Source organism: Deltaproteobacteria bacterium (genome assembly GCA_016930875.1).
GTDB lineage: Bacteria > Desulfobacterota > Desulfobacteria > Desulfobacterales.
In genome coordinates this window covers 61,239-86,193 of the sequence record JAFGFW010000014.1, presented here as the reverse complement: position 1 = coordinate 86,193, position 24,955 = coordinate 61,239, and the positions used below count along the sequence as shown (strand labels likewise).

The 24,955-nt window shown below is 50.1% G+C and carries 18 protein-coding genes; 14 read left to right on the top strand and 4 right to left on the bottom strand.

Annotation, left to right across the window (positions count from 1 at the left end):
* Positions 1-336: 336 nt before the first annotated feature.
* On the top strand, positions 337-627 hold the full coding sequence (locus tag JW883_01440) for a hypothetical protein (protein MBN1840929.1): 291 nt from the start codon (positions 337-339) through the stop codon (positions 625-627).
* A 13-nt stretch (positions 628-640) separates the two neighbouring features.
* Here the strand turns inward: JW883_01440 and JW883_01435 are convergent, their stop codons facing one another.
* Entirely contained in the window at positions 641-976 is a 336-nt protein-coding gene (locus JW883_01435) for a hypothetical protein (GenBank protein MBN1840928.1), read from the bottom strand.
* Between the two features lie 745 nt (positions 977-1,721).
* Between JW883_01435 and JW883_01430 the strand changes: the two genes are divergently transcribed.
* From JW883_01430 to JW883_01415, 4 genes are read left to right on the top strand one after another with little or no spacing between them, the layout of a single operon-like run.
* Positions 1,722-2,378 carry a CerR family C-terminal domain-containing protein gene (locus tag JW883_01430; GenBank protein MBN1840927.1) on the top strand — a complete coding sequence of 219 codons (657 nt, stop codon included), beginning with the start codon at positions 1,722-1,724 and terminating at the stop codon, positions 2,376-2,378.
* Positions 2,379-2,437: 59 nt separating this feature from the next.
* Entirely contained in the window at positions 2,438-3,808 is a 1,371-nt protein-coding gene (locus tag JW883_01425) for an efflux transporter outer membrane subunit (protein ID MBN1840926.1), read from the top strand.
* 41 nt (positions 3,809-3,849) lie between these two features.
* Positions 3,850-5,037 carry an efflux RND transporter periplasmic adaptor subunit gene (locus JW883_01420; GenBank protein ID MBN1840925.1) on the top strand — a complete coding sequence of 396 codons (1,188 nt, stop codon included), beginning with the start codon at positions 3,850-3,852 and terminating at the stop codon, positions 5,035-5,037.
* Between the two features lie 16 nt (positions 5,038-5,053).
* Positions 5,054-8,209 (top strand): efflux RND transporter permease subunit, encoded by a 3,156-nt coding sequence (locus tag JW883_01415; GenBank protein MBN1840924.1) that lies wholly within the window; start codon positions 5,054-5,056, stop codon positions 8,207-8,209.
* Positions 8,210-8,721: 512 nt separating this feature from the next.
* Here JW883_01415 and JW883_01410 read toward each other — a convergent pair.
* Complete coding sequence (locus tag JW883_01410; protein ID MBN1840923.1) at positions 8,722-11,361, bottom strand: 1-acyl-sn-glycerol-3-phosphate acyltransferase; 2,640 nt, start codon at positions 11,359-11,361, stop codon at positions 8,722-8,724.
* Positions 11,362-11,462: 101 nt separating this feature from the next.
* Between JW883_01410 and JW883_01405 the strand changes: the two genes are divergently transcribed.
* Positions 11,463-11,801 (top strand): hypothetical protein, encoded by a 339-nt coding sequence (locus JW883_01405; protein MBN1840922.1) that lies wholly within the window; start codon positions 11,463-11,465, stop codon positions 11,799-11,801.
* A 109-nt stretch (positions 11,802-11,910) separates the two neighbouring features.
* Entirely contained in the window at positions 11,911-12,213 is a 303-nt protein-coding gene (locus JW883_01400; protein MBN1840921.1) for a hypothetical protein, read from the top strand.
* A gap of 131 nt (positions 12,214-12,344) precedes the next feature.
* Here the strand turns inward: JW883_01400 and JW883_01395 are convergent, their stop codons facing one another.
* Positions 12,345-13,469 carry a DUF1343 domain-containing protein gene (locus tag JW883_01395; GenBank protein ID MBN1840920.1) on the bottom strand — a complete coding sequence of 375 codons (1,125 nt, stop codon included), beginning with the start codon at positions 13,467-13,469 and terminating at the stop codon, positions 12,345-12,347.
* 160 nt (positions 13,470-13,629) lie between these two features.
* Here JW883_01395 and JW883_01390 point away from each other — a divergent pair, with 160 nt between their 5' ends.
* The 5 genes from JW883_01390 to JW883_01370 all read left to right on the top strand — a co-directional run bounded on the left by JW883_01390 (position 13,630) and on the right by JW883_01370 (position 18,995).
* Positions 13,630-14,709: a histidinol-phosphate transaminase gene (locus JW883_01390; GenBank protein ID MBN1840919.1), complete on the top strand. Its 1,080-nt coding sequence runs from the start codon at positions 13,630-13,632 to the stop codon at positions 14,707-14,709.
* Positions 14,710-14,717: 8 nt separating this feature from the next.
* The gene (cmk, locus tag JW883_01385; protein MBN1840918.1) at positions 14,718-15,380 is read left to right on the top strand and encodes a (d)CMP kinase; all 663 of its coding nucleotides are present in this window, start codon (positions 14,718-14,720) and stop codon (positions 15,378-15,380) included.
* A gap of 107 nt (positions 15,381-15,487) precedes the next feature.
* Positions 15,488-17,584 (top strand): 30S ribosomal protein S1, encoded by a 2,097-nt coding sequence (locus JW883_01380; GenBank protein ID MBN1840917.1) that lies wholly within the window; start codon positions 15,488-15,490, stop codon positions 17,582-17,584.
* Positions 17,585-17,813: 229 nt separating this feature from the next.
* The gene (gene sppA / locus JW883_01375; protein MBN1840916.1) at positions 17,814-18,713 is read left to right on the top strand and encodes a signal peptide peptidase SppA; all 900 of its coding nucleotides are present in this window, start codon (positions 17,814-17,816) and stop codon (positions 18,711-18,713) included.
* 3 nt (positions 18,714-18,716) lie between these two features.
* Positions 18,717-18,995: an integration host factor subunit beta gene (locus JW883_01370; GenBank protein ID MBN1840915.1), complete on the top strand. Its 279-nt coding sequence runs from the start codon at positions 18,717-18,719 to the stop codon at positions 18,993-18,995.
* A 3-nt stretch (positions 18,996-18,998) separates the two neighbouring features.
* On the opposite strand, the gene JW883_01365 is transcribed toward JW883_01370, so the two are convergent.
* Positions 18,999-19,613, bottom strand: coding sequence for a threonylcarbamoyl-AMP synthase (locus JW883_01365; GenBank protein MBN1840914.1), 615 nt, complete (start codon positions 19,611-19,613; stop codon positions 18,999-19,001).
* Positions 19,614-19,947: 334 nt separating this feature from the next.
* Between JW883_01365 and guaB the strand changes: the two genes are divergently transcribed.
* Both guaB and JW883_01355 read left to right on the top strand, forming a co-directional pair.
* Entirely contained in the window at positions 19,948-21,411 is a 1,464-nt protein-coding gene (gene guaB / locus JW883_01360; GenBank protein MBN1840913.1) for an IMP dehydrogenase, read from the top strand.
* Entirely contained in the window at positions 21,411-24,929 is a 3,519-nt protein-coding gene (locus JW883_01355; protein MBN1840912.1) for a DNA polymerase III subunit alpha, read from the top strand. The genes guaB and JW883_01355 overlap by 1 nt, the downstream gene beginning before the upstream one ends.
* Positions 24,930-24,955 lie beyond the last annotated feature (26 nt).

The following is a 24,955-nucleotide window of genomic DNA, read 5'->3' as shown; positions in this document are numbered from 1 at the left end:
GACCCTTTGTCCCTACACAAGAAAGCCGCGGGCAGGCTGTCCGGCCTGCCCACGGCTTAAGGTTTTCTATGGCTTAGCTATTGGCTAGTCCTCCTTACGCGCCCTGGGCCGACCGGTCCAAAGAACCAATAATAATAGCCAAAATGAAATATGCCCATTTGCGCGTGTTTTCCGAATTTCATGCTTTTTTCTCCAACTCTAGTGTTGTATACTGTAATACATTCAACGCCATGTCAAGAAAAAAAATGGAGCAGCATCTCGAAAGGTTCGAGTAACGCGGTTGCCATAAGCGTCGGGGGATGAAGGTTGTTGAGAACTTACAAAATGGAAAGAGAAATGGTTGATGAGACGACAGATCGCCCTGAGTGTTTTGGACATCTGGACACGGTTTTTCCCATGGGAGAAGAAGGGCTTAGGACCACACCCCCCGACTGCATGAAATGCCCGTTGGCGACGCCCTGCATCCGGGCCGCCATGCGAACCCCAAACGGCTTGAAGCAGGAGGAGGAGCGCGTTGATCGGGCCTACGAGTGCGGCATGATCGGAACGCTTGAGCGCTGGTCCAGAAAAAAGCTCATCCGCCAAGAAATAAAGGAGCAGACCAAAAAGGCAAAGTCAACGCGTTAAAATCATCTACTCCTTATCCACTCCTACATAACAGATCGTAGTCAACAAGCAAGGGGAATGGCACCTTAATATGTGTTACACGGCAGTATCTTTCACACAACTCCCTAACGTTTATCCCCATCTCTTTTATTTTTTTCACATCAGCCTTCCACCAACCGGCTTCAAAGGTAAGAAACTCCTTGCACTGGCTCTGTTTCACTTGAAAGAGTTCCGCATACTGCTGATAGGCTTGGGCAATCGTGTATTGCCCAAATATGTTGGAGTAATAGACTCGCTTGCCACAGCCCACAGTCACTAACATTGTTGCCATGATTAGAACGGCAAAATCCGCGCATAATAGTCTCGTCATTCTCCCTTCCTCCCTTACAAACTTGTTCCAACCCTAACTCTGACCACCTCCCTTCACAAAAAAAGGCCATGAAAGTCGCTCCTTCGGGTGGATTGCCTTCGTGGCCATTCGTAAAACGCTATTCTTGTATTTTCTGCTTTGGTTCTTCGAGAGCTACATCATTACTGAAAATATATCAAGAAGGCCTTCGTGGCCGCACCCTCCGGGTCTTTACCTCCTGCACCAGGTGATTTCTTCAGCAAGCCTTTTGCCAAGACCACGTTACTACTAACCTCCTAGGGTGATGGAGTCTTTCAGGGAGTACAACAAGAATCGTGCCAAATCAAGCGTCTGTCGTCCTTTGTTAATAGTTTCAAAGAGTTGACGCGTATCAAGCGCTAAACCCGGCCCGCCATAATTGAGAACAAAATGTCACAGTTGTGGAATCCAATGCCATTTATTGGTAAGACTTTTCACTTTGAGTTCTTGAAATTCGTGCTTTTTCTGGCAAGAGAACCTAAAGACAACCACGCCTCTTCCTAAGGCGCATGCCGCAAATGACGAAAGAGGAAAAACACGAAATTAAGTTTTCTTTTTCGTGCTTTCGTGAGAGCTTTTTTGTTCCGGCTTGTCCGGATTAGGAAAAGGAAAGTTAGGCGTTCCCGAGATCAGAGACATGGACGACTTAAAGTCCCGGCCAAAAAGCGCTTGACATTAAAACGTTCGTTTAATATAAATGTTTATTAGACAAAATGGAGCAAGCGCGATGACTATTCGAAGAGACAATCATGACTTGACTAGAGAGCGCATTCTTAATGAGGCCGAAGCCCTTTTTGCGCAAAAAGGTTTTGACGCAGTCAGTATTAGACAAATTACGACTGCCGCCCGATGCAATCTGGCAGCCGTGAATTACCATTTCGGGAATAAGGAAAATCTATACATGGAGATTTTCCGCGCCCGTTGGGTGCCCAGGGCTATGCGCCTGCAAGAATATTTCAGGAAATCCTTGGCTGCTCAAGGCCCGCCCTCGCCTACGACGGTGGCTAAAGCCCTGGCCCAGGCCTTTCTGAAAGGACCGCTATCGGATGAGGAACGTCAGCGCCACCACCAACTCATGGCCAGAGAGCTGGGCCAGCCTACTGAGGCCTTTGAGCTGGTGGCCAAGCAGGTGATGCGGCCATTCTTTAATGAGTTGGCCGACACATTCCGTTCGTTTATGCCCGAGGGGCTTGGAGAAGAACATCTGATGCTTAACATCTTGAGTATATTCGCTATGGTGCTCTACTTCAACTTCGCCCGGATGGCGGTTACCCGCATCACGGGACGGGAATACAATTCAGCGTTTGAGGCCCGATTGGTGAAACACATTATGGAATTTTCCCTCAAAGGATTGGGCGTTGGCGAACAGGGGGCGCTTCGGTGAAGCACCCGCTTCTTTGCCTCTCTATTGCATTAGCGGCGCTCCTTGTATCCAGCGGATGTATGAAGGTGGGTCCGGATTATTACCGGCCTGACACTGACATCCAAACGCCTGGGATCTACCAACATGCCCCGACCGGGACGGTGGCGCCTGAGCCCAAAGACCGGTGGTGGGAAGTCTTTGGCAAATCCGAATTGAATCAACTGGTGGAGGAAGTCATAAAAAACAACCTGGACATCAAGAAGGCCACAGCCAGAATCTTGGAGGTGCGCTCGCAATTCGTCCAGGCCAGAGCCGACCGTTTCCCCAGTCTAAACATCGAGGGTAAGGGCCAGCGGCAACGCCAACCGGCAACGACTTCCATTTCAGGAAGTTCTCAAAAGAGAGAAACCGAGAGCTACAATCTGACCTTGCCCGCTTCCTTTGAGCTGGACCTGTGGGGTCGGTTGGCACGAGGTCAAGAGGCAGCCCGGGCCGACCTCTTGCAGGCTGAAGAAAATCGCCGCACTGTAGCTCAAACCATTGTGGCAGAGACGATCAGCCTCTATTTTCAGATTGAGTCTCTCGAGCGGCGGATACAGATTACAGAACAGAGCATCGAAGGCTTCCGCCGCAGCCAGGCCTTGGTGGAAAATCTTTACGAGCGCGGCCTGACCTCCGTTTTGGATTTAAGACAGGCTCGCCGAATTCTGGCACAGGCCGAAGCCTTACTCCCATCCTTGCGCCAGAACCATGGTACGACCCAACAGAAATTGGCCATACTGCTGGGACGATATCCCAAGACCCGGCCTCCTCGAGTAGAGCCGGAAGAGTATCTTAGACGTTTGGCCCCGGTGCCGCCCGGTTTGCCCTCTGAGCTCCTGTTGCGTCGGCCCGACATTAGAGCGGCCGAGGCCAATTTGAGAGCCTTAAACGCCCGGGTGGGGGTGAGCAAAGCCAGCCGTTTCCCTCGCATTGCCTTGACGGGCAGTTTCGGCTATTCGAGCGACGAATTGAATCGACTTTTCCAGCCTGAAAGCGAGTTGTGGAACATAGCCTTGGGCGTAGTGCAACCACTGTTTGACGCAGGCAAATTGAAGGCCGGTCAACGGGCTGCCGAGGCAAGATATGAGCAAGGCTTGGCCGACTACGCCAAAACCGTATTGACGGCTTTTGGCGAAGTAGAAGGCGCTTTCTTGACTCGCAAGGAGCAGTTGGAACGTCGGGGCCGGACACTTCGTTTTTTAGAGGAGGCCCGAGCCACGCAGAGGGTGGCTGAGAACCGGTATGAACGGGGCCTGGTGGCTTACTTGACTGTGCTGGACGCCCAGCAAATCCGGTTTGAAGCCGAGCAAAGTCTGGTCGAGGTCGACTTGGCCATCATCAACAACCGCGTTACGCTGCACCGAGCTTTAGGCGGCGGCTGGGCACAAATAGAAGAGGCGTTTGATTAAGCAGAACCAATGAAATCAATAGAACCAAAGGAATATTGTCCATGAACAGAACAAAGAAGCGACTTGTTCATTTTGCCGTCGCTGTTGGTTTAATCGCCTTGGGCGTGCTAGGCATGCGCGCCTTAACGGCGAGCAAACCCCAACTCGAGAAACGCAAACCACCACCCGCCCCAGCGCCCATGGTGCGGACCATACGGATCAAAGCGGGCCCGCAAGTGGTCCACATCTTAGGTGAAGGTACGGTGAGATCCTTGCGGGAAATCAGCCTGGTACCTCAAGTTGGCGGCAAGGTCGTCTTTGTCTCTCCTGCCCTGGTGAATGGCGGCGAATTCAGTAAGGGCGACACGTTGCTGCGTATAGATCCGGTGGATTACCACTTAGCCGTCACTCTGGCCAAGGCCAAGGTGAAAGACGCTGAAAGTCGTCTTGAGTTGGCCAAAGAAGAGGCCTCTGCGGCACAGGAAGAGTGGCGTCTACTTCATGAAGAAGGGGCCAAAGCAAACATAGAGCCGCCGCCCTTGGTGGCTAAGGAGCCTCAGTTGGCCGCGGCACGGGCAAAGCTGGAGGCTGATCAGGCCGATCTTAGCAAGGCGCTGTTGAACCTGGAACGAACAGAGATTAAGGCCCCGTTTGACGGACGAGTGAGTCAAAAGCATGTAGATATCGGCCAACATGTCTTAATCGGACAGACCTTAGCCATCCTCTATTCCACTGAGGCGGCAGAAATTGTTGTGCCATTGGAAGACGAGAGTGCATTCTGGTTCCATATACCCGGTTTCACCCCTGGAAACAGCCCTGGTTCTCCTGCAAAGGTCCTGGCCAGCATTGCCGGACGAGAGCGGATCTGGCCGGCAACGGTGGTACGTGCTGAAGGAAAACTGGATGAGCGCACCCGGATGATTAATGTGGTTGTCCGGGTGGAAAAACCCTACGCAAAGAAGCCACCACTTGTCATGGGTCTCTTTGTCACAGTGAATATTCAAGGCCGAAGCTTGCCCAATGCCGCTATCATACCGCGGTCCGCTTTGCGCCAGGACGATCTGGTCTGGGTTGTGGACAAGCACAGTCGGCTTCACTTCCGCAAAGTGGACGTGGCTTTGGTTCAGGGTGATGATGCGGTGATTCAGGCTGGTCTGGAAGAGGGAGAAAGGTTGGTCACCACTCCCCTGAAGGCGTTTGCTGACGGGATGGCTGTGCGCCCCGTACCTGGAACCCAAGCAAATTTGTAAAGGAGAAAATTCCTACATGAAAGGCATCGTCGCCTGGTTTGCCGACAATCACGTTGCAGCCAATCTGCTCATGATATTACTCTTGCTGGCCGGTACGGTCACTGGCCTGACCATGAAACTGGAGGTCTTTCCCGAAACGTCTCTGGACCAAATCTCCATCACCATGGCATATCCCGGCGCCTCTCCGGCAGAGGTGGAGGAGGCGATTGTCCGTCGGATTGAAGAAAACGTGGCAGGTCTGGCCGGCATCAAACGGATCGATTCTGTGGCCAGGGAGGGGTCCGGCTGGGTCAACATTGAGGTCATGAAGGATTGGGATTTGAAGGCTCTCTTGGACGAGGTCAAGGCCGAAGTGGATCGTATTAATACATTTCCCGAAGAGGCGGAAGAGCCTGTGGTCAGTGAGGTAACCCGGCGAGTCCAGGTAGTGAATGTTGCTGTCTACGGTGATGCACCAGAGTCAACCATCAAGCACTTAACTGAAAAAGTCAAAGACGACATTACCAATTTGCCGGACATCACCTATGCCGAGATCTCTGGCATACGCCAGGGCGAGATTCACATTGAAATTTCTGAGCAAACCCTCCGCCGTTACAGGCTCACCCTGGGCCAGGTGGCTGAAATCGTAAGACGTGCCAGTCTGGATCTACCTGCCGGCGACATCAAGACAGCAGGTGGAGAAATCCTGGTCCGCACCAAGGGCCGGCGTTACCATGCTGCGGATTATCAGGATGTGGCGGTGCTTGCCAGGGCCGATGGCAGCAAGGTCACCCTGGGCCAAATTGCCACCCTGATAGACGGATTCGAGGATACGGATCTCTTGACCCAATTTCAAGGCAAACTGTCGGGGGTGATTGAGGTCTTCCGGGTGGCCGATCAAAACGCCTTGACAGTGGCCGATACCGTTAAAGGCTACATTGAGGAGATCAGACCCAGCCTTCCTCAGGGGGTGGGCATCGATTTTTATCGAGACAGATCGAAAATATTGCGGAGCCGTATCGACTTGTTGTTAAGAAACATGGCTATCGGTCTGGTGCTGGTGAGCATCCTGTTGGGAATGTTTTTGAACTTGCGATTGGCCTTTTGGGTTACCCTGGGGATACCGATTTCCTTTGCAGCCGGGATCTGGATCCTGCCCAGATTTGATGTGTCTATCAATATGATTTCGCTCTTCGCCTTCATCACGGTCCTTGGTATTGTAGTGGATGACGCCATCATTGTTGGAGAGAATATCTTTCGCAAGCAAGACGAAGGACTTAGAGGTCTTGATGGTGCGGTGCATGGCACAATAGAAGTGGGACGACCGGTAATTTTTGCGGTTCTTACCACGGTGGCCGCGTTCTGGCCGCTCCTTTTGGGTACGGGCACCATGGGGAAGGTGATGCGCAACATCCCCATTGTGGTGATCCTGGTGCTGCTTGGCTCTTTGGCAGAGTCCCTGCTGATTCTGCCGGCCCACCTATCCCGGTCCAGACATGGAGCCTCCCCCCGCAAGAATGACCTCAAGAAGGAAAAGCGCATGGTCCTGTGGTTAAGGTGGGTCATTAACGGCCCTTATGCCCGGCTTGTCGATTTTTGTGTCAGGTGGCGTTACGCTACCGTGGCCCTGGGTATCGCCATGCTCCTGTTGACTCTGGGCGTGTGGAGAGGCGGGTGGATCAAGTTCACCTTGTTCCCTAAGATAGAGAGTGACCTGTTGACATGTTCCCTGACCATGCCGGCGGGAACACCGGTGGAACGTACGAAAGAGATTGCCACCCATTTGGAACGGTGTGCAAAACAAGCCTTGGCCCAACAGGACAAAAAGCGTCCCGACGGGGCGCCGCCACTTTTTGAAAGCAGTATCACTATAGTTGGGATGCAGACAGGGGGCCAAGGCCCCATGGCTGGCGGACCGCAGGTTGGGAGCCATCTGGCCCAGGTCAAGATCGAGCTTCTGGAAGGCGAACAACGGGACGTCAGTGCCACAAGACTGGCCATGCTGTGGCGCAAGAAAGCGGGGATGATCCCGGATGCCGAGGAAATCACCTTCAAGAGCGCGCTTTTTAGCGCCGGCAATCCTGTTGAGGTTCACTTATCTCTGGACGACCATGATCAGCTTTTAGCTGCGGTGGATGAACTAAAGGAAGAACTGAAAGTTTATCCCGGTGTATTTGATGTGAGTGATAGTTTTTTCCCGGGCAAAAAAGAAGTACAGCTCAAACTGAAACTGGCTGCCCGCAGTTTGGGCCTGACCTTAGACGACCTGGCCCGGCAAGTCCGGCATGCCTTTTACGGGGCTGAGGCTCTGCGTTTGCAGCGCGATCAGGATGAGGTCAAGGTCATGGTGCGTTATCCGGACTCAGAACGCAAGTCCTTGGGCTCTCTCGAAGAAATGCGCATACGCACGCCGGATGGCTTGGAGGTTCCTTTCAGTCAGGTGGCTGAGGTGAAGATGGAGCAAGGGTACGCCTCCATCCAGCGCGCTCAGCGTCTGCGTGTGATCAAGGTCACGGCGGACGTGGACGAGACGATCACCAACGCCAATGAGGTGCGTACAGACCTGGAGAGGCGTTTTTTACCGCAACTCCAACATAAATATCTCGGCCTGAGATACACCATGGAAGGAGAAGGCAAAGAACAAAGAGAGTCAATGGCTGATGTCATGAAGGGCTTTGTCATCGCACTGTTTTGCATCTATGCCCTGCTGGCAATTCCTTTCAAGTCGTTTACCCAGCCGTTTATCGTGATGGCGGCCATCCCTTTTGGGATAATCGGCGCCATATTCGGACACCTGATTATGGGGCACAACCTGAGTCTTCTGAGCATGTTCGGCATTGTCGGGCTGGCCGGCGTGGTGGTAAATGACTCTCTGGTATTAATTGATGCGACCAATCGGATCCGTCGTCAGGGGGCGGACGCCCATGGGGCGATTACCCGAGCCGGTGCCCTGAGATTTAGAGCCATCATCCTTACCTCACTGACTACGTTTGCCGGTTTAACCCCAATGCTCCTGGAACGGAGCCTCCAGGCTCAGTTCCTAATCCCCATGGCCATAAGCCTCGGCTTCGGAGTGCTCTTCGGCACCGGCATAACGTTGCTGCTGGTGCCATCTCTCTATATGATTCTTAACGATGTGCATCATCTTCTGGCCAGCCTGAAAGCCAAAGTCTTACCCACCACCGTATCTTAGGGCTCGCGCAAAAATAACTTCACATTTTGGCATCTCAGCCCGCCAGAAAAACGGCGGATCTGTGACTTCAGCCCATCCACGCCAGAGGCGGATCTGCGACTTTGACCGATCCTTCAATAAGCCCTTCGGGGAACCTATCAGGCATTCTTACCCTGCTGTTACGCTTTTCTCCAGTGCAACAGCTCAGGCATAAGGTAAACCATTTTTTTTTGACGCAGGGCAAGCCGCTTATGCAAAAAGGGGCTGTTTCCATGTTCATCAAATCTCCTGCCCTGCCTTTATGTACAAAATCGATCTGTTGTATACTCTTTCCTTCCCTGAAAAAGCGTACAGTAAAGATAGAATATCCATCTTTTGAAGAAGGTTCTCCGGAAAACCTCATCTTCCACCAGAGCCTCTTTTAGGGTTTTTCCATCTGTGGCGGGAAAAGAAATATCAGGAAACGTCACAAGAAAAAAGCCGCCTTCATCCTGTTTGATATTGGTCTGAATTGGCACGAACTGACTGTTTCGCTACTTCTGAACCATAAAGCAGTTGAGATATTTCCTTATAACTTGGCTGTAGAATTCAATACCTTGCTGATCTTCGTTTCCCCGGATTCCCTTGAAGTTGAAAAACGTCAGGCCATTTTCATAGTTGATGTGAGAAAGCGCCTCCCTTCTTTCAACCTCCTGTTGCTTGTACAATTGATCGCCAAGGGCCCTGATCTTTTTCATGCGCTCTTTCTTGACCAGTTCCCTTCGGCCATAGCCTTTCAGGACATCAAGGACGACGCGGTACGATTCAAAATAGGTTTTTAGAAAGCCTGCAAAAAACAGAAGTTTTCGCAGGCCTGCCGAGGTAATATTGTACGTATCAGGAAGCGTGGGATGAGGCATAAGAATAGCGTCATCAATGAAGGCCTTAAGGGTTTTTCTGACCATGTATTCAGGCGTCTTTTCCACATCATAGGCAAATTCGTATTTGAAGAACTCTTGCAGGAAATTGTAGTCAGAATGCAGGGCCGATGCGGAGAATTGAAATGCATCATAGGACAGGATTGCCAAGGCAGTGTAAGCGGCCGGCACGAAATGATGGATGCAGTTGTTTTTGTAGTATTCCAGGTTCATGCGCTTGTTCTCAGATGCCACATATCTTGGATCGGCAGGAGGCGGCTCGTCCTTTGCTTTGATCTTTTGTTTTTCTACGAACTTGCGTTTGCTGTAGATGGCCAAGACATTCTTTATTCCAAGGAGGGTGTCATCGAGGTTTTCCGACAAGCGTGCATTATGGAAAATCAGATAATTGAGATATGTCTCCACGCAAGTCATAAGGTCGCTTTGAGTAAAACTGTGCTTGGGATAATTTAGAATGGCGCTGGCTGTGATTGCCTGAGATGTCACCACCGAGATGCGATTAACAGCATTAATAATCCGGTAGGCGAGGTTGCGACCCAAGGCCTGGTATTCAGCATGCTCCATATCTTGGAGCGATTTTCCGGCTTCAGAAACCAAAGCCTTCAGAGATATCGGCTCGTCAAATTGAACATATACCCGGCCGTGTCTTTTGTTGAGGAGTTTTCGCGCACGGATCAACTGTGCAAAGCTTTCCTGCTTTTTTTCGCGTCCTTCCAGCTCACCTAAGATTGCGCTCTCTTCCAGTAGGCGGTCGTATCCCACGTAGACAGGCGCAAATATCAAATCCTGACATGCCCCGGTTTTATAAGCCTCTATGAGTATTGTAAGTAGCCCAGTCTTTGGAAGAGCCATCTTTCCTGTTCGACTCCGGCCTCCCTCGATAAAGAACTCAATGTTAAAGCCCTGCTGGATTAACATGCGCACGTATTCTGAAAAAACCTGTGCGTAGAGCCTTGCGCCGTGAAAAGACCGCCTGATGAAAAAGGCCCCGCTTTTTCTGAAAAGGGTCCCCACGGGCCAGAAGGCCAGATTCTGTCCTGCGGTTACGTGCGGACAAGGCATGTTGTTTGTAATGAGTACGTGTGAAAGGATGAGGTAATCAAAGTGGCTTCTATGACAAGGAACAAACACAATCGGGGCCCTTGTGGCCGCGCTTTTCACTCTGTTCAGGCCTTCCATGTCGAGGACAATGCCATCAAACATGGTTTTCCATATCCAGCCGAAGATCATGCTAATGGCCTGAATGAAGTGGGGACTGTAATCAGCGGCGATGTCATTTAGATCTTCATCCGCCTTCTTATGCAAGTCTGCCAGGTTTTTTTTGCCGGTTTGGGCATAACCTCTCATGAAATCCTGGAAGCGCTCGTTTCTCAGGATCAGCTCTTTTAGTTCAACCCTTGTTTTGAGAACCGGTCCGGTGATGCTCTGGCGGTGACGATTTATCTGATCCAGAAGCATCTGTCTAAGGACAAAGGCCTGTTGTTGGGCGCTTCTTTCCTGGTTGTCCGCTTTCTGGACAAATGACAAGAGATTCAATGGATCTGAAGTCTCCACAAAAGCTTTTTGAGGAGTGCGCAGTATTGCCATCCACCGTCGGAGTCGTCCGGGATTTTCCTCGCTGCCAAAGAAGATATCCACAAGGCCTAATGGCACATCCTGGGGTTTCTTGCTGAAAAGTAGCCACTGGGGGATGATATGGATTGGACGCGAGATCTCGTGCTGAAGTTCAATGAGATACTCCAAAGGATCGCGCTTTGCCTTCACAAACCGGTGGTAAAATCCCTTGCGGTCTACCAGAGATAAGAAGGCCGCCTTGCCGGACTCCAGTTCACGTTTGAAAAAGCCTGAGACATATGGGTCGGGCAGAGTCTTGTGCCGGAGCAGGTGATCTAGATGGGCAAGAGCAATGCGAATGAGCCTGGAGAGCCTCTGCCAGATCAATATAGTGTAATCAAAGCCGAATTGAGGGAAAGGGAGCCCCTCGCTTTTGTATTTGATATGATAAAACAGGTACTCGAAGTTGCTTTTATACTTGGATACATAGACAATAAATGATTCGTCCTTAAGGGTTTTTAAGAAGGCAGTTTGCGTCGAGTTCGTGGAAACGTGCGAGAAGAGCGACTTCAAAATCAAGGATAACGGTGAAAAGCACCCCCAGTCTTTTGGCAGGCTACAGGTGTAGTGATCATGATGGCTACGAAGAAATGCATCGACCCATTTTCTTATTTTACCCCTGACGGGTTGGACAAAATTCATGAGATTGCTGCCTGTGGACTGACGGTAATGAATAACCTCAAAAAATTAACACAAATTTTGCTCGTGTCAATTTGAAAATAGTATGATATAGAAAAATTAATATGCCAACTATTGGAGATCTTGTCCTAATTTACCAGGAAGAGCACCCTGCCTTTTTTGCTCGCATCGAAGATATCTGCGCCGATTCCAAGGCGGACTGGTACCAGGTCAAGTTGCTTATCTTGCAGGTTCCTGTTGTGGAAGCTGTTTGGATACTGCGGGAAGAGTATATCAATGGCGACACTTTCACGATGAACGGCGCCAGGATCAGATTAGAAAGGGTCATGGGAGCTTGCAAACCAGAACGTGATTCTTTGCCGTCCGAGGACGGGTCCGACCAGAGAGAGGACAATGCGAATAATAATAATGTGATATCCCTTTTTGAGCGAAAAAAGCCTTGATTGAAATTTTGGGCTTGATTTGATTTGCAGCTTGTGTTAAGCATGTAGCGATTTTTGTATTGACATGAGCAAAGAAGAAAATATTTGAATAAAAGGAGGATGGTGTAAGATGAAGACATTGATCGGTGGTGCGGCTGCGGCGGTTTTAGGAATTATAGGTCTGGCAGTATGGTGGAAACCCTTCCTGCAGCTACTGGCGGGAGCTATACCTTTTGGCCTTCTTTCGGGGGGTGCTCTAGCAATTTATTTGGGGTTTGACGAGCTTAAAGACACGTGGAAAAGCAAAGACGAAGGTTTTGAAACCCCTGCTGTGAACAAAGAAGATGTGGAGAGTTATAAGAAAGAGGTCGAAGACCTGAAGAAAGAGGTCGAAGACCTAAAAAGCGAAAAAGAAAAGAAAGCAAAAAAATAGCTATAATTACAGTAAAGTAAGCTGAATAAGGATATATTCGCATAAGTCCCGTACTTTTTTTTGTGCGGGACTTATGTATTTTATAAAGGCTCATTTTTTTTCTGGAAGGCCTACATAAGCGCCCAACGTCTTTACTCATAGAGGAAATATGGCCTTCGTATTTCCTCAAATCTCGCAAGATTTTCCTCCCAACCGTCTCTCAAAGCTTCCAGAGGTTCGAGGGCTTCTATGGCACTTCGGACCGCAGGGTCTCCTGTGATCACGTCAAAGGGGAGTTTCTCAAACTCGTATTCGTACGGCGGCGACTTCCATTGAAAGGAATCAGAGTGAAGAGCAACCACAGCCTGAAGAAGGACCAGAGTCGTGAAGTAGGGCCTGAAGAGTTTGGGCTTGATAACATGGAGTTGAAAACCGTAACACAGTTCTCCTGTCCACTTATTGGACGTGGGTTCAAAGGCAAGCGGACGAATGTGGACACCCGGGAGATTCTTGCTGGTCAGCGTTTCTTGAAGACGACCTACATCGAAAAAAGGCGCCCCAAAGATCTCAAAAGGTTGAGTAGTGCCACGGCCCTCAGAGACATTGGTGCCTTCCCATAAGACTTGTCCAGGATATAGCATGGCCGAGGATAGGGTGGGTAGATTCGGCGAAGGCGATATCCACGGCAAGCCTGTATCCTGGAAAAGCATGTCACGTTTCCATCCTGCCAAGGGTACTACGGTCAATTCGCATCCTATTTCGAAGTGGTTGTTAAAAAGAAGGGCCAGTTCGCCAATGGTGAGGCCGTGACGCATTGGAATAGGATACATCCCAACGAAAGAGCTGTATTCGGGTTTCAAGCAATTTCCTTCTATGAGGATTCCGCCAAGGGGGTTTGGACGGTCCAACACTATGACCTGCTTGCCATGAGAACGAGCCGATTGCAGGCATAAGGCCATGGTATAGATGAAGGTATAGACCCGGGTCCCAACGTCTTGAAGATCAACAATGAGCGTGTCTATGTATTCCATCATGGCCTTAGTGGGCATTCTGGTTACGCCATAGAGACTGAAGACAGGTATATTGAGAATCGGGTCGACCAGATTATCGGAAGGGATCATGTTGTCCTGCTTTTCACCAAAAAATCCGTGCTGAGGGCTGAAAAGAGCCTTAAGCTGGCCGGGGAAACGGTTTTCAATCAAGCTGCGGCTGTGCTGAAATTTTCGATCGACCGCGGCGGGGTTTGACAAGAGCCCAAGGCGTTTTCCTTGGAGCATTCGAGACGGGTTAGCGATAAACCTCTCAATACCGGTTTCAATCGTTTTCACATCTTTTGGCTTTGGCGCGGCTAGTTGCGAAAAATTCTTTTTCAGTCTGGAAAATTATGATAGCAACAGATTCTTAGAATTTATTTGAGCGAAAATCAAGGTGATTCTTATGAAAGTGCCTGACTATATCGCCAAACTAAAGGCTTATGTGCCTGGCAAGCCAATTGAAGAACTCGAACGAGAATACGGCACCAGCGGTTCTATCAAGCTTGCCTCCAACGAGAACCCCATTGGACCATCCCCAAAGGCCGTTGAGGCCATAAAGGAGGCGCTGAAGGACCTTCATCGGTATCCTGATGGCTACAACTACCTGCTGAGGCAGCGGTTGGGCGAAAAGCTCCAGGTTTCAAGCAGTGAGATAGTTTTTGGAAACGGCTCCAATGAGATCATAGAGCTCTTGGCTCGCACGTTTCTTCAAGAGGGCGATGAGGTGATTATGCCATCTCCTTCGTTTCTGATGTATGAGATCATGGTGCAGGCTGCTGGAGCAAGACCTGTTAAGGTTTCTCTGAAAGACCTCGCGGTGGATTTGGAAAAAATGGCTGAACGTGTCTCTGGGGATACGCGTATGGTTTTTGTAAACAACCCTAACAACCCTACGGGAACAATCGTTTCAAGGGATGCCTTTGAGGCATTTCTGGACCGAATTTCTTCGGACGTGATTGTCGTGATGGATGAGGCGTATATTGAGTTTGTGCGAGCCGAGGTTTGTCCAAGAGGTCTTGATTACTTGGATTCAGAAAAAGCGGTGGTGACTCTGCGGACGTTCTCAAAAGCATATGGCCTGGCCGGACTTCGCATTGGCTACGGGGTGATGAAGAAGGATATTGCGGATTACATTAATCGAGTAAGGCAACCTTTTAATACCAATATGCTGGCGCAGGTTGGCGCTCTGGCGGCTTTGAACGACGATGCCTTTTTCGAAAGAACTATTAGGATGGTCCACGAGGAATTGGACTTTCTGTATGAACAAGTGAGTAAGATGGGACTTAGATATTTCCCTACCCAAGCCAACTTCTTTCTCATAAACCTTAAACAGGATGCCAATGAGGTCTTTGAGAGGTTGCTTTCGAGGGGGGTGATTGTCCGTGCTATGACCGCATATGGATACCCGAACTACATTCGTGTGAACGTGGGACTGCCTGAAGAAAACCAGCGTTTTGTCGAGGCCTTGAAAGAAGTGCTTTAGTGCTATTGATGAAACGTTTTTTGATAACAATTGACGGCCCGGCAGGCGCTGGCAAGACCACTGTGAGTCGAGAGGTGGCCCGGCATCTTGAGTATACGTATGTTGACACGGGCGCTTTGTACCGAGCCGTGGCCATGGCGGTTCTTTCCGAAGGGTGCAGAGTAGATGATGACGGGAAGGTGGCACAGATCTTGAGGGGCCTTGCGCTGAGATTCGAAAAGAGCATAAGAGGGCCGAGATTGTGCATGAACGAGGTTGACGTCTCGGATCAGATACGAACTCAGGAGATCACCATGTTTGCGTCCGCCCTATCAGCAAGGCGTGTTGTGAGGGACTATCTCTTGGGCGTTCAGCGAGAAATGGGCAAAAACGGCGGTGTTGTTTTTGAAGGACGGGACATGGGCACGGTGGTTTTTCCTGGGGCTGATATTAAGTTTTTTCTGGATGCAGACCCCGATGTCAGGGCATTGAGGCGTTACAGAGAATTGGTGACGATGGGTGCAGATACCAGCCTGGCTGAGGTTGCAGAAAGTATGAAAAAAAGGGATGATGATGATTCCAGCCGAGCCCTGGCGCCCTTAAGGCCCGCCCGTGATGCGATCAGGATCGATTCTGGTCCCTTGGCAATCGAAGAGGTGGTTGAAGTTATGCTTCGTCACATTGCACATTAGTAAAATAAAAGGTTGTTTTTTGCTAAAATGCTTGATATAGAAAATATTTTTATAGACCGGCACACAGCCCATTGTCGGTTAACAAACAATAAGGGGGCAAGCGTTTAATGGAAGGCTTGGAAAAGAACACTGAAATCGAACAACAAGAGCACAACGCGGAGACGGGGAAGTTAGAGGCGGGTGAAGGTTTGGAAACAGAGGAATCCCAAACTCAAGAGACTTCAGAAAAGGAACTGGCAGCAGAAGAGACGTCGGAGCCTGGCCAAACCGTGAAAGGTGAGGCGAACGCAGAGGGCGCCCAAGCCGGAGAGGGCAAACAAGAAGCCCTCATGGAAATGTATGAAGAGAGCATCGGGCGGGTGCAGGAAGGCGAAGTTGTTCAGGGCAAGATCATCCAAGTCGACAAGGAATTCGTATTGGTCGATATTGGGTACAAGTCTGAAGGCCAAGTCCCTATTGGGGAGTTCAGGAGACCAGACGGCAGGATCGATGCGAATGTGGGCGATACCATCGACGTTATGGTGGACCGCTGGGAAGACGAAGATGGGGCTGTAAGGGTTTCAAAAGACAAGGCTTCAAGAGTCAAGGTCTGGGATGATATTCGAAAAGCCTACGATAACGAAGAGACGATCAAGGGAGTGATAACCAACCGGATCAAGGGGGGGCTTTCCGTTGATATCGGTCTGCCTGCGTTTCTACCCGGTTCCCAGGTAGACCTTCGGCCAGTGCGCAACCTTGATGATCTGGTGGGCCAGACCTTTGATTTTAAGATCCTGAAATATAATAGAAAACGGAGCAATATTGTACTATCGAGACGGGTTATCCTCGAAAAAGATCGTGAAGCAAAGCGCGCGGAAACCCTTGCCACGATCCACGAAGGCAAGGTTCTGGAAGGCACGGTAAAAAACATCACCGAATACGGAGTCTTCGTTGATTTGGGAGGCATCGACGGCCTTCTCCACATCACGGATATGTCATGGGGCCGCGTGAATTATTCGTCTGAAATGTTCTCGGTGGGAGACGACATAACGGTGAAGGTCCTGAATCTTGATCTCGAACGGGAACGCGTATCTCTCGGACTGAAACAACTTGTGCCTGATCCTTGGGCCACGGCTGAAGAAGAATATCCTATTGGGTCCCACGTTATGGGTAAAGTCGTGAGCCTAACGGACTACGGGGCTTTTGTGGAGCTTCAAAAGGGTGTTGAGGGCCTGATTCACGTTTCTGAGATGTCATGGACGAGAAAGATTCGTCATCCTTCCAAGGTGGTATCGGTTGGAGAGACAGTGGAGGCTGTTGTCCTAAACATCTCGGCCGAGAACAGGAGGATCTCTCTCGGTATGAAGCAAGTGGTGCCAAATCCATGGGATGTGATTGCCGAGAAGTATCCCGTGGGAACCACCATTGAAGGAAAAATAAAGAACATCACCGACTTTGGTTTATTCATTGGAATTGATGAGGGGATTGACGGCCTCGTGCATATTTCAGACATATCGTGGACCAAACGGATTAAGCATCCCTCTGAGGCTTACAAAAAGGGGGACGAAGTACAGGCCATTGTGCTCAATATTGACAAGGAAAGCGAACGGTTTTCTTTGGGGATCAAACAACTTCAGCGAGACCCATGGGAGGCTGTTCCTGAATGTTACAAGGTGGGAACCAAGATTGTCGGCACGGTCACGAATGTCACGGAGTTTGGTGTCTTTATTGAACTGGAGGAAGGTATTGAAGGCCTTGTCCACGTCTCAGAAGTGACAAAAGAGAAACTCAAGACCCCTTTGGGCAAGTTTCAGGTTGGAGATATCGTGTCTGCCAAAGTGCTCAATATCAATCCCAAGGAACGGCGGATCGGGCTTTCGGTCAAACAGCTTGAGATGGACGAAGAGCACGACCTGGTGTCCGACTACTTAAGCAGTTACAACGGCCCCACATCGAGCTTGGGTGAACTCTTGAAGGAGAATCTCAAAGAAAAATCAGCTGAGCAGGATTCTGCCAAGGACGATTCCGAGTCGACCCATGAAGAGGCCGATGAGCCTGAGGCGCAAAGCCCGGAAGGCGGGAACGAAGCCGAAGAAGGAGTTTTGCCCCCAGGCACGGAAGGCGCAACTAAATACATTGAAGCAGAGGCTGGCGATGAGCAGACGCATTCAGGTGAAGCCGAGGAGACAACTGGTACATCTGCGGACAAGACTGGTGAGAGTTGATTCCTTGATCCACAATTTCTGGCCCGGATAGAATGGAATTGAGGAATTTGAAATTGAGTAATTTATGAATTGCCTGTCGAGAGCCTCAAGGTCGAACGAGCGGAAATTCATTTAATCCCTCGATTCCTCAATTATTGGTATACATTGAAAAACAGTGTACCAGGAATATTTTTTGGCACAAAAAAACAGATTTTACAAATAATCGATTGATTGGAAAAGGGATATTGCGATGTTTGCAAGAAGACATCCTGTCTTGTTTTCCTTGCTAGTAATATGTACCATCGGGGCCGTCGCTGTTATCAGCGTGACGGCCATTTTTTTCCTTGGTAAGAGGAATTCAGCCTTTCAGTTTGGCGAAAACGTTGGCGTGATTGAAATAAAGGGAATTATTGCCGATCCCAAGCCTATACTCACGCATCTCAAGGAATTGCGTGACAAGAAAGACATAAAGGCAATCGTTTTAAGAATCAATTCTCCCGGAGGCGGTGTTGGTCCTTCCCAAGAGATCTATGAAGAAGTGAAAAAGACCAAACACTTGAAGAAAATTGTCGCGTCTATGGGGGCTATTGCGGCCTCGGGGGGATATTATGTGGCGGTGGCAACGGACCATATCATGGCCAATCCTGGCACGATTACAGGGAGTATTGGCGTGATTATGGAATTTGCCAACTTCGAAGAGCTGTTCAAGAAAATAGGAGTGGCTGCCTTTGTCCTCAAGAGCGGGCAATACAAGGACGTGGGTTCTCCTTTGCGGCAGATGACTTCCAAAGAAAAAGAACTATTGCAGGGGTTCATTGACAACGTGCACCAGCAGTTTGTGGTGGCAGTAGCTGAAGGTCGAAAAATGCCTAAAGAAGAAGTCCAGGCCATTGCCGATGGTCGCATCTTGTCAGGAGAACAGGCTCGAGAACTGGGTTTGCTGGACAGTCTCGGTAATCTGGAAGATGCTATTAGCCTGGCAGGCAAATTGGGTGGCATCAAGGGCGAACCCTCGGTTTTTTATGCAAAGGAAAAGAAATTTTCCCTCCTAGAATACCTTTTGGGGTCCTCGACTTTGACCAGGGTGTTGGACCAGATAACCGCGGCGGCGCTTCATTCCGGATATCTCTGTCTACCGGGCAGAACATAGGCAATGGTTAAGCGTGATCTCGCTGAGGACTTGATGAAGGCTTTTCCCGGCATTGCCAAGAAGGATATGTTGACCGTGGTGGAAATAATGTTTGAGAGTATGGCACAGGCCTTGATGCGAGGCGAGACTGTTGATCTTAGAGGTCTGGGTCGCTTGAGAGTCAAGAAACGAAGGCCCATGAAGGGAAGAAACCCGATGACCGCAGCCAATGTTCATGTGCCCGCACGTTGGGTCGTCCACTTCAAGCCAGCAGGGAGCTTGATCAACCGCATCAACGGTTGACACTCACCGAAAAATACTTACATCTCCTGATCCTTCCCGTATGACGTCAGGTGTGTCATCAATGAGAGAAACCACACTTGAGGGCCCTCCAGGCACGGGGCCGCCGTCTATAACAAGGTCAATCTGAGATCCGAAGGTTTCGTGGATCAGATAGGGATGAGACTCGCTGTAGGCTGGTCCATCAGCGAGATTGGCGGTTGTGGATAATATGGGATGCCCGAGTTCCTTGACCAGTGCCAGACAAATGGGGTGGTCTGGCACTCGAATTCCTGCTGTTTTGCGCAGGGTTAACATGATCTTTGGGACGAGCTTTGAACCCTCCAAAACAAAGGTGTAAGGGCCGGGGAGCAAGCGTTTCATGGTCTTGTATGCGTAGTTGGAGACCTTGGCGTACTCGCTGATGCTCTTGAGGTCAGAGCAGATGAAACTGAAGGGTTTTTTCTTGTTTCTCTGTTTTACCCTGTAGATCCTCTCTATGGACTTCTTGTTCATGATATCACAACCAATGCCATAGTACGTATCCGTCGGATAGGCAATGATGCCGCCATCTTCAAGCACTTGCGCCACTTTTCGGATTAAGCGGGCTTGGGGGTTTATTGGATTGATCGCTATTAGCATGATTTTTAGGGTCCTGGGGTTTCCATAAATAAAATAGCATTTTATATGGATCACTGCAAGTCCTAAGCGGTCAGGGCCAGGGCCACGTCATTTAAGCAACTAACCGGCTGAATTAACAAAAATTATATGTTAAATCAAAATGCTACAAATACGAAGCACGAATTTTAGGCGTCGCAACTCCTTCTAATGTGGCAAAACCCGATCGACTTTGACGTTGCCGTGGGCGAAGGTCCGCGGTCGCGGCGTACAATGTCGCGGAGCGATCCAATTTGCCGTTGCCAAGGGAGTGCCCTTCTGGTATTCATTCGGTCCCAAAAAGAAGAGGAGAAGACCTATGGGCGAGACCATGATTAAGGAAGCCTTAACCTTTGATGATATTTTAATCGTTCCTGCCTATTCGCAGGTATTGCCTCGAGACGTTGATGTCAGCAGCCGCTTGACGAGAAGGATCTCTCTTAATATTCCCATTGTCAGCGCAGCCATGGATACCGTGACTGAGGCTCAAACGGCTATCAGTTTAGCGCGAGAAGGCGGAATTGGCATTATCCACCGAAACATGAGCGCCATAAGCCAGGCCCAGGAAGTGGATAAGGTCAAGAAGTCTGAAAGTGGGATGATCGTGGATCCAACGACGATTGAGCCTGAAAAACCGATCCACGAGGTTTTGGGGCTTATGGAAAGATACCGGATTTCAGGTGTGCCCGTAGTTAAAGGAGAACAACTGGTAGGGATTGTCACTAACAGAGACCTCAGATTTGAGACAGATCTGAACAAGAAGGTCTCTGACGTGATGACCAAGGATAATTTGGTGACGGTGCCTGCAGGGATTACGTTAGAAGATTCAAAGAGACTTCTCCATAAACACCGAATCGAGAAACTCCTGGTGGTAGATGACAAAGGACGTTTGAAAGGGCTCATTACGATAAAGGACATCGAAAAGATCAAGAAATACCCGAAGGCATGCAAGGACAGTCTGGGCAGGCTAAGAGTTGGTGCTGCAGTCGGAGTCGGACCCGACATGGAGGAACGCACCGAGGCCTTACTTGGAGCAGGATCTGATGTCATTGTCATTGATACATCTCACGGTCACAGCGCAGGAGTGTTGAAGGCCGTTGAGATGCTGAAGCAGACATTTAAAGAGATAGATTTGATTGCAGGCAATGTGGCTACGGGCAAAGGCGCAGAGGCCATGATTAAGGCAGGGGTTGATGGCGTCAAGATAGGTGTTGGCCCGGGGTCCATTTGCACGACTCGCATTATTGCAGGGGTTGGTGTTCCTCAAGTGGAAGCCATTTTGAACTGCAGGCCAATTTCCGAAAAAACAGGGGTTCCCTTGATAGCAGATGGCGGGATAAAATTTTCAGGTGACATGACCAAGGCTATCGCAGCCGGGGCTCACTGCGTAATGATCGGGGGTCTGTTTGCAGGCACTGAGGAAAGTCCCGGCGAAACGATCTTTTTCCAAGGCCGAAGCTACAAAGTCTATCGGGGCATGGGTTCTCTGGAGGCTATGAAAAAGGGGAGCAAAGACAGGTACTATCAAGAAGATCTCACCGAGGAAGCAAAACTTGTTCCTGAAGGTATTGTTGGCAGGGTCCCTTACAAGGGGGCGCTTTCTGCATGTGTTTACCAGCTTGTAGGCGGCCTGAGGGCGGGCATGGGATATGTCGGGTGTCGGAGTATTGAGGCGTTGCAGCGAGATGCCCGGTTTATTCGCATTACCTCTTCGGGCCTGAAAGAGAGTCATGTCCATGATGTGATTATTACAAAAGAAGCCCCCAACTATATGTTAGACTGATGCAATCTTCAAACTTCGTCCACCTTCATGTCCACACGCAGTACAGTCTCCTTGACGGGGCGATTCGCCTTGATCCCCTGCTGGATCGTGCGGCATCCTTTCAGATGACCTCCCTGGCAATCACTGATCACGGCACCATGTACGGTGTCATTGAGTTCTATCAGAAGGCATACAAGGCAGGGATAAAGCCCATAATAGGTTGCGAGATGTATGTGGCTCCCGCAAGCCGTTTTGACAAGGACCCACGCCAGAAGGGAGGCCTGTATCACCTGATTCTCCTGGCGAAAAATGCCAAGGGGTACAAGAACCTGTGCAGGCTGGTGACAGCCGGCCATCTGGAGGGCTTTTATTATAAGCCGCGAGTTGACAAGGCCATTCTATCAGAGTGCAGTGATGGCCTAATTGCGCTAAGCGCTTGTCTTCACGGAGAGATCCCCAGGTTAATAAGAGCAGGGCGTTTGGAAAAGGCAGCCGAGGTTGCCCGTGCCTACGAGGGCATGTTTGGCGAGGGCAATTTCTATTTGGAGGTCCAAAACAACGGTATTGAGGCCCAGGAGACAGTGAACCGCGCCTTGTTGGAAATGAGCCAAGACCTTTCACTCCCCCTGGTTGCCACAAATGACTGTCATTATTTGGATCCGGAAGATGCCCGTGCTCACGACGTGTTGTTGTGCATCCAGACAGGCAAGACCGTTCAGGAAACAAAGCGTCTCAAGTTCCAGACCGATCAGCTTTATTTTAAGTCTCCAAAGGAAATGGCTCTCTATTTTGCAAACTACCCCAAGGCCGTCGAAAACTCGATTGAGATCAGTAACCGCTGTAACCTGGATCTCGATTTGAGTTCTTATCATTTTCCCAAATTTCGGATTCCCAGTGGCCCCGGTCATGAAGATGCAGGCCGGCAAGAGAATATCCCTTTGATGGTGGACGAGTATTTTGAGCAAGAAGTCAGAAGGGGATGGGAGGCAAGATTAGAAGAGGTCCGTTCGAAGAACCCCGGATTTTCAGCCGCAGACATAGAGCTTTACGGTAGGCGTCTTGACCAGGAGCTTGCTGTCATCAAGAAGATGGGGTTTTCGAGTTATTTCCTGGTGGTTGCAGACTTTGTTCGTTTTGCAAAAGAACAGAACATTCCTGTGGGGCCCGGACGAGGATCTGCCGCCGGCAGTCTTGTAGCCTATGCCCTGAAGATCACTGATTTGGACCCCATTGCTTATGGCCTCATATTTGAGCGATTCCTGAATCCTGCTCGTAAGAGCATGCCTGACATTGACGTTGATTTCTGTATTGAAGGCCGTGATGCTGTTTTCAGATACATCGTGGAGAGATACGGAGGCCCCGAATATGTGGCCCAAATTATCACCTTTGGCAAAATGCAGGCCAGGGCCGTCATCAGGGATGTGGGAAGGGCCCTTGACATCCCGTTGAGGGAGGTTGACACCATTGCCAAGATGATACCAGAGGGACTCGGTATCAGCCTGGAGAGCGCTCTTTCTCGGGAGCCAAAATTAAGGGTTATGGCAGAAGAACGTCCCCAAATAAAAGAACTCCTTTCCATTGCTCTGGCCCTGGAGGGGCTTCCCAGGCATGCCTCCACCCATGCGGCCGGGGCAGTGATTTCAGACAGGCCTCTGGTGGAGCACCTTCCGCTGGCCAGGGGAAAGAAGGGGGAGGTCGTAACCCAGTACGACATGAAGGCAATAGAGAAGATCGGGTTGATCAAGTTCGACCTGCTGGGCCTTCGCAACCTGACCGTAATGAAACATGCCTGTGAGATCATACGCAAGGACGGCCGTGAACCTCCGGATCTGGCAAGCCTGGATCTGACAGACAAGAAAACCTTTGAACTCCTTGCATCCGCCGAGACCACCGGAGTTTTCCAGTTGGAGAGTTCCGGCATGAAAGACCTGCTGCGCCGGATGAAACCGGCATGTTTTGAGGACATCATTGCCCTGGTGGCTCTCTATCGTCCGGGGCCGCTAGACAGTGGCATGCATGACGCTTTTGTTGAGAGGAAAAGCGGTCGTGTGCCTGTCACTTACATAGTCCCCGAGCTTGAACCTATCCTGAAGGACACTTACGGCGTGATTCTGTATCAAGAACAGGTGATGAACATTGCCGCAGTGCTTGCAGACTACTCCATGGCCGATGCCGACAATCTCCGAAAGGCCATGGGTAAGAAGATAGGCCAGATGATGGCTCAGGAACGGAAGCGTTTCTTGACAAGGGCCGAAAAGAAAAGGGTTGCCCCGGAAAAGGCGGAAGAGATCTTTGATCTCATGGAAAAATTTGGGCGCTATGGTTTCAACAAGGCCCACAGCGCTGCCTACGCGATGATTGCCTTTCAGACAGCCTATTTGAAGGCCCACTTTCCTGTTGAGTTGATGGCCGCCATTTTGACCAGCGAGATGAACACCACCGAAGCCGTGGTTAAGTATATTTCCGAATGTCGCAGCCAGGGAATTGAGATACTTCCACCCGACATTAACCAAGGTGACATAACCTTTACGGTCGTAAATGGCGCCATTCGTTTTGGCCTGGCCGCCATAAAGAACGTTGGAGAAGGGGCCATTGAGTCAATTCTTGCTGTCCGGAGTGAAGGCGGTCCCTTTGAATCGCTATTTGATTTCTGCGAAAGAGTTGACCAGAAAAAAGTCAACCGGAGAGTGATTGAAAGTCTGATAAAATGCGGCGCCTTTGATTCCACCGGAGCCAAACGTTCCCAGATGATAGCCGTGCTCGGTCAGGCTCTTGAAGTCGGCCAGAAGATCCAAAAGGATCGCATGGACGGTCAGATCAGCCTCTTTGAGGTCATGCCGGAGCACGGCTTGGGCGTTGTCTATTCCCCGCTTCCTGACATGGAGGAGTGGAATGAGGGCCAACTCTTGAAGCACGAGAAGGAATCCTTGGGTTTTTTCATCACTGGTCATCCTCTGGCCAGGCATGAATCCATACTCAATAAATTTGCCAACACCGACACCCTGGAGCTCCGCGAGCTTTCCGACGGGGCGGTTGTTCGCCTGGGGGGGCTGGTAAGGGATGTAAAACATCACAACGACAGGAAGGGCGACCTTATGGCCTTTGTGACACTTGAGGACTTGAGTGGTTTTGCCGAGGTCACGCTTTTTTCATCAGTATATTCGAGCGTATCCGATCTTGTTGTCAAGGATGCCGCCATCTTCATCGAAGGTCGTGTGACAAAAGATGAAAAGTCAGTGAAGATTCTCGGTGATACCGTCATTCCCATAGAAAAGGCCGAGGAGACCTGGACAACGAGTGTCCGTTTAAAGCTCGACATAACGAGTCTTGACAAAGAAAAGCTTCAACAACTCTACGATATTTTGGAGAAACATAAGGGGACCAGCGGCGCCTATCTGCATCTGCGTATTCCCCAAAGGACGGAAACCATCGTTGCCCTGCCTGACCATATACGGCTAAGGGCCGGGAGTGCACTGACCAACGCCATAAACGAGTTCCTTGGATACGATGCAGTGGAAACGGTTTGCCAGAGACAGTGAGTCGGTTGCAGGATGCATGATACCAG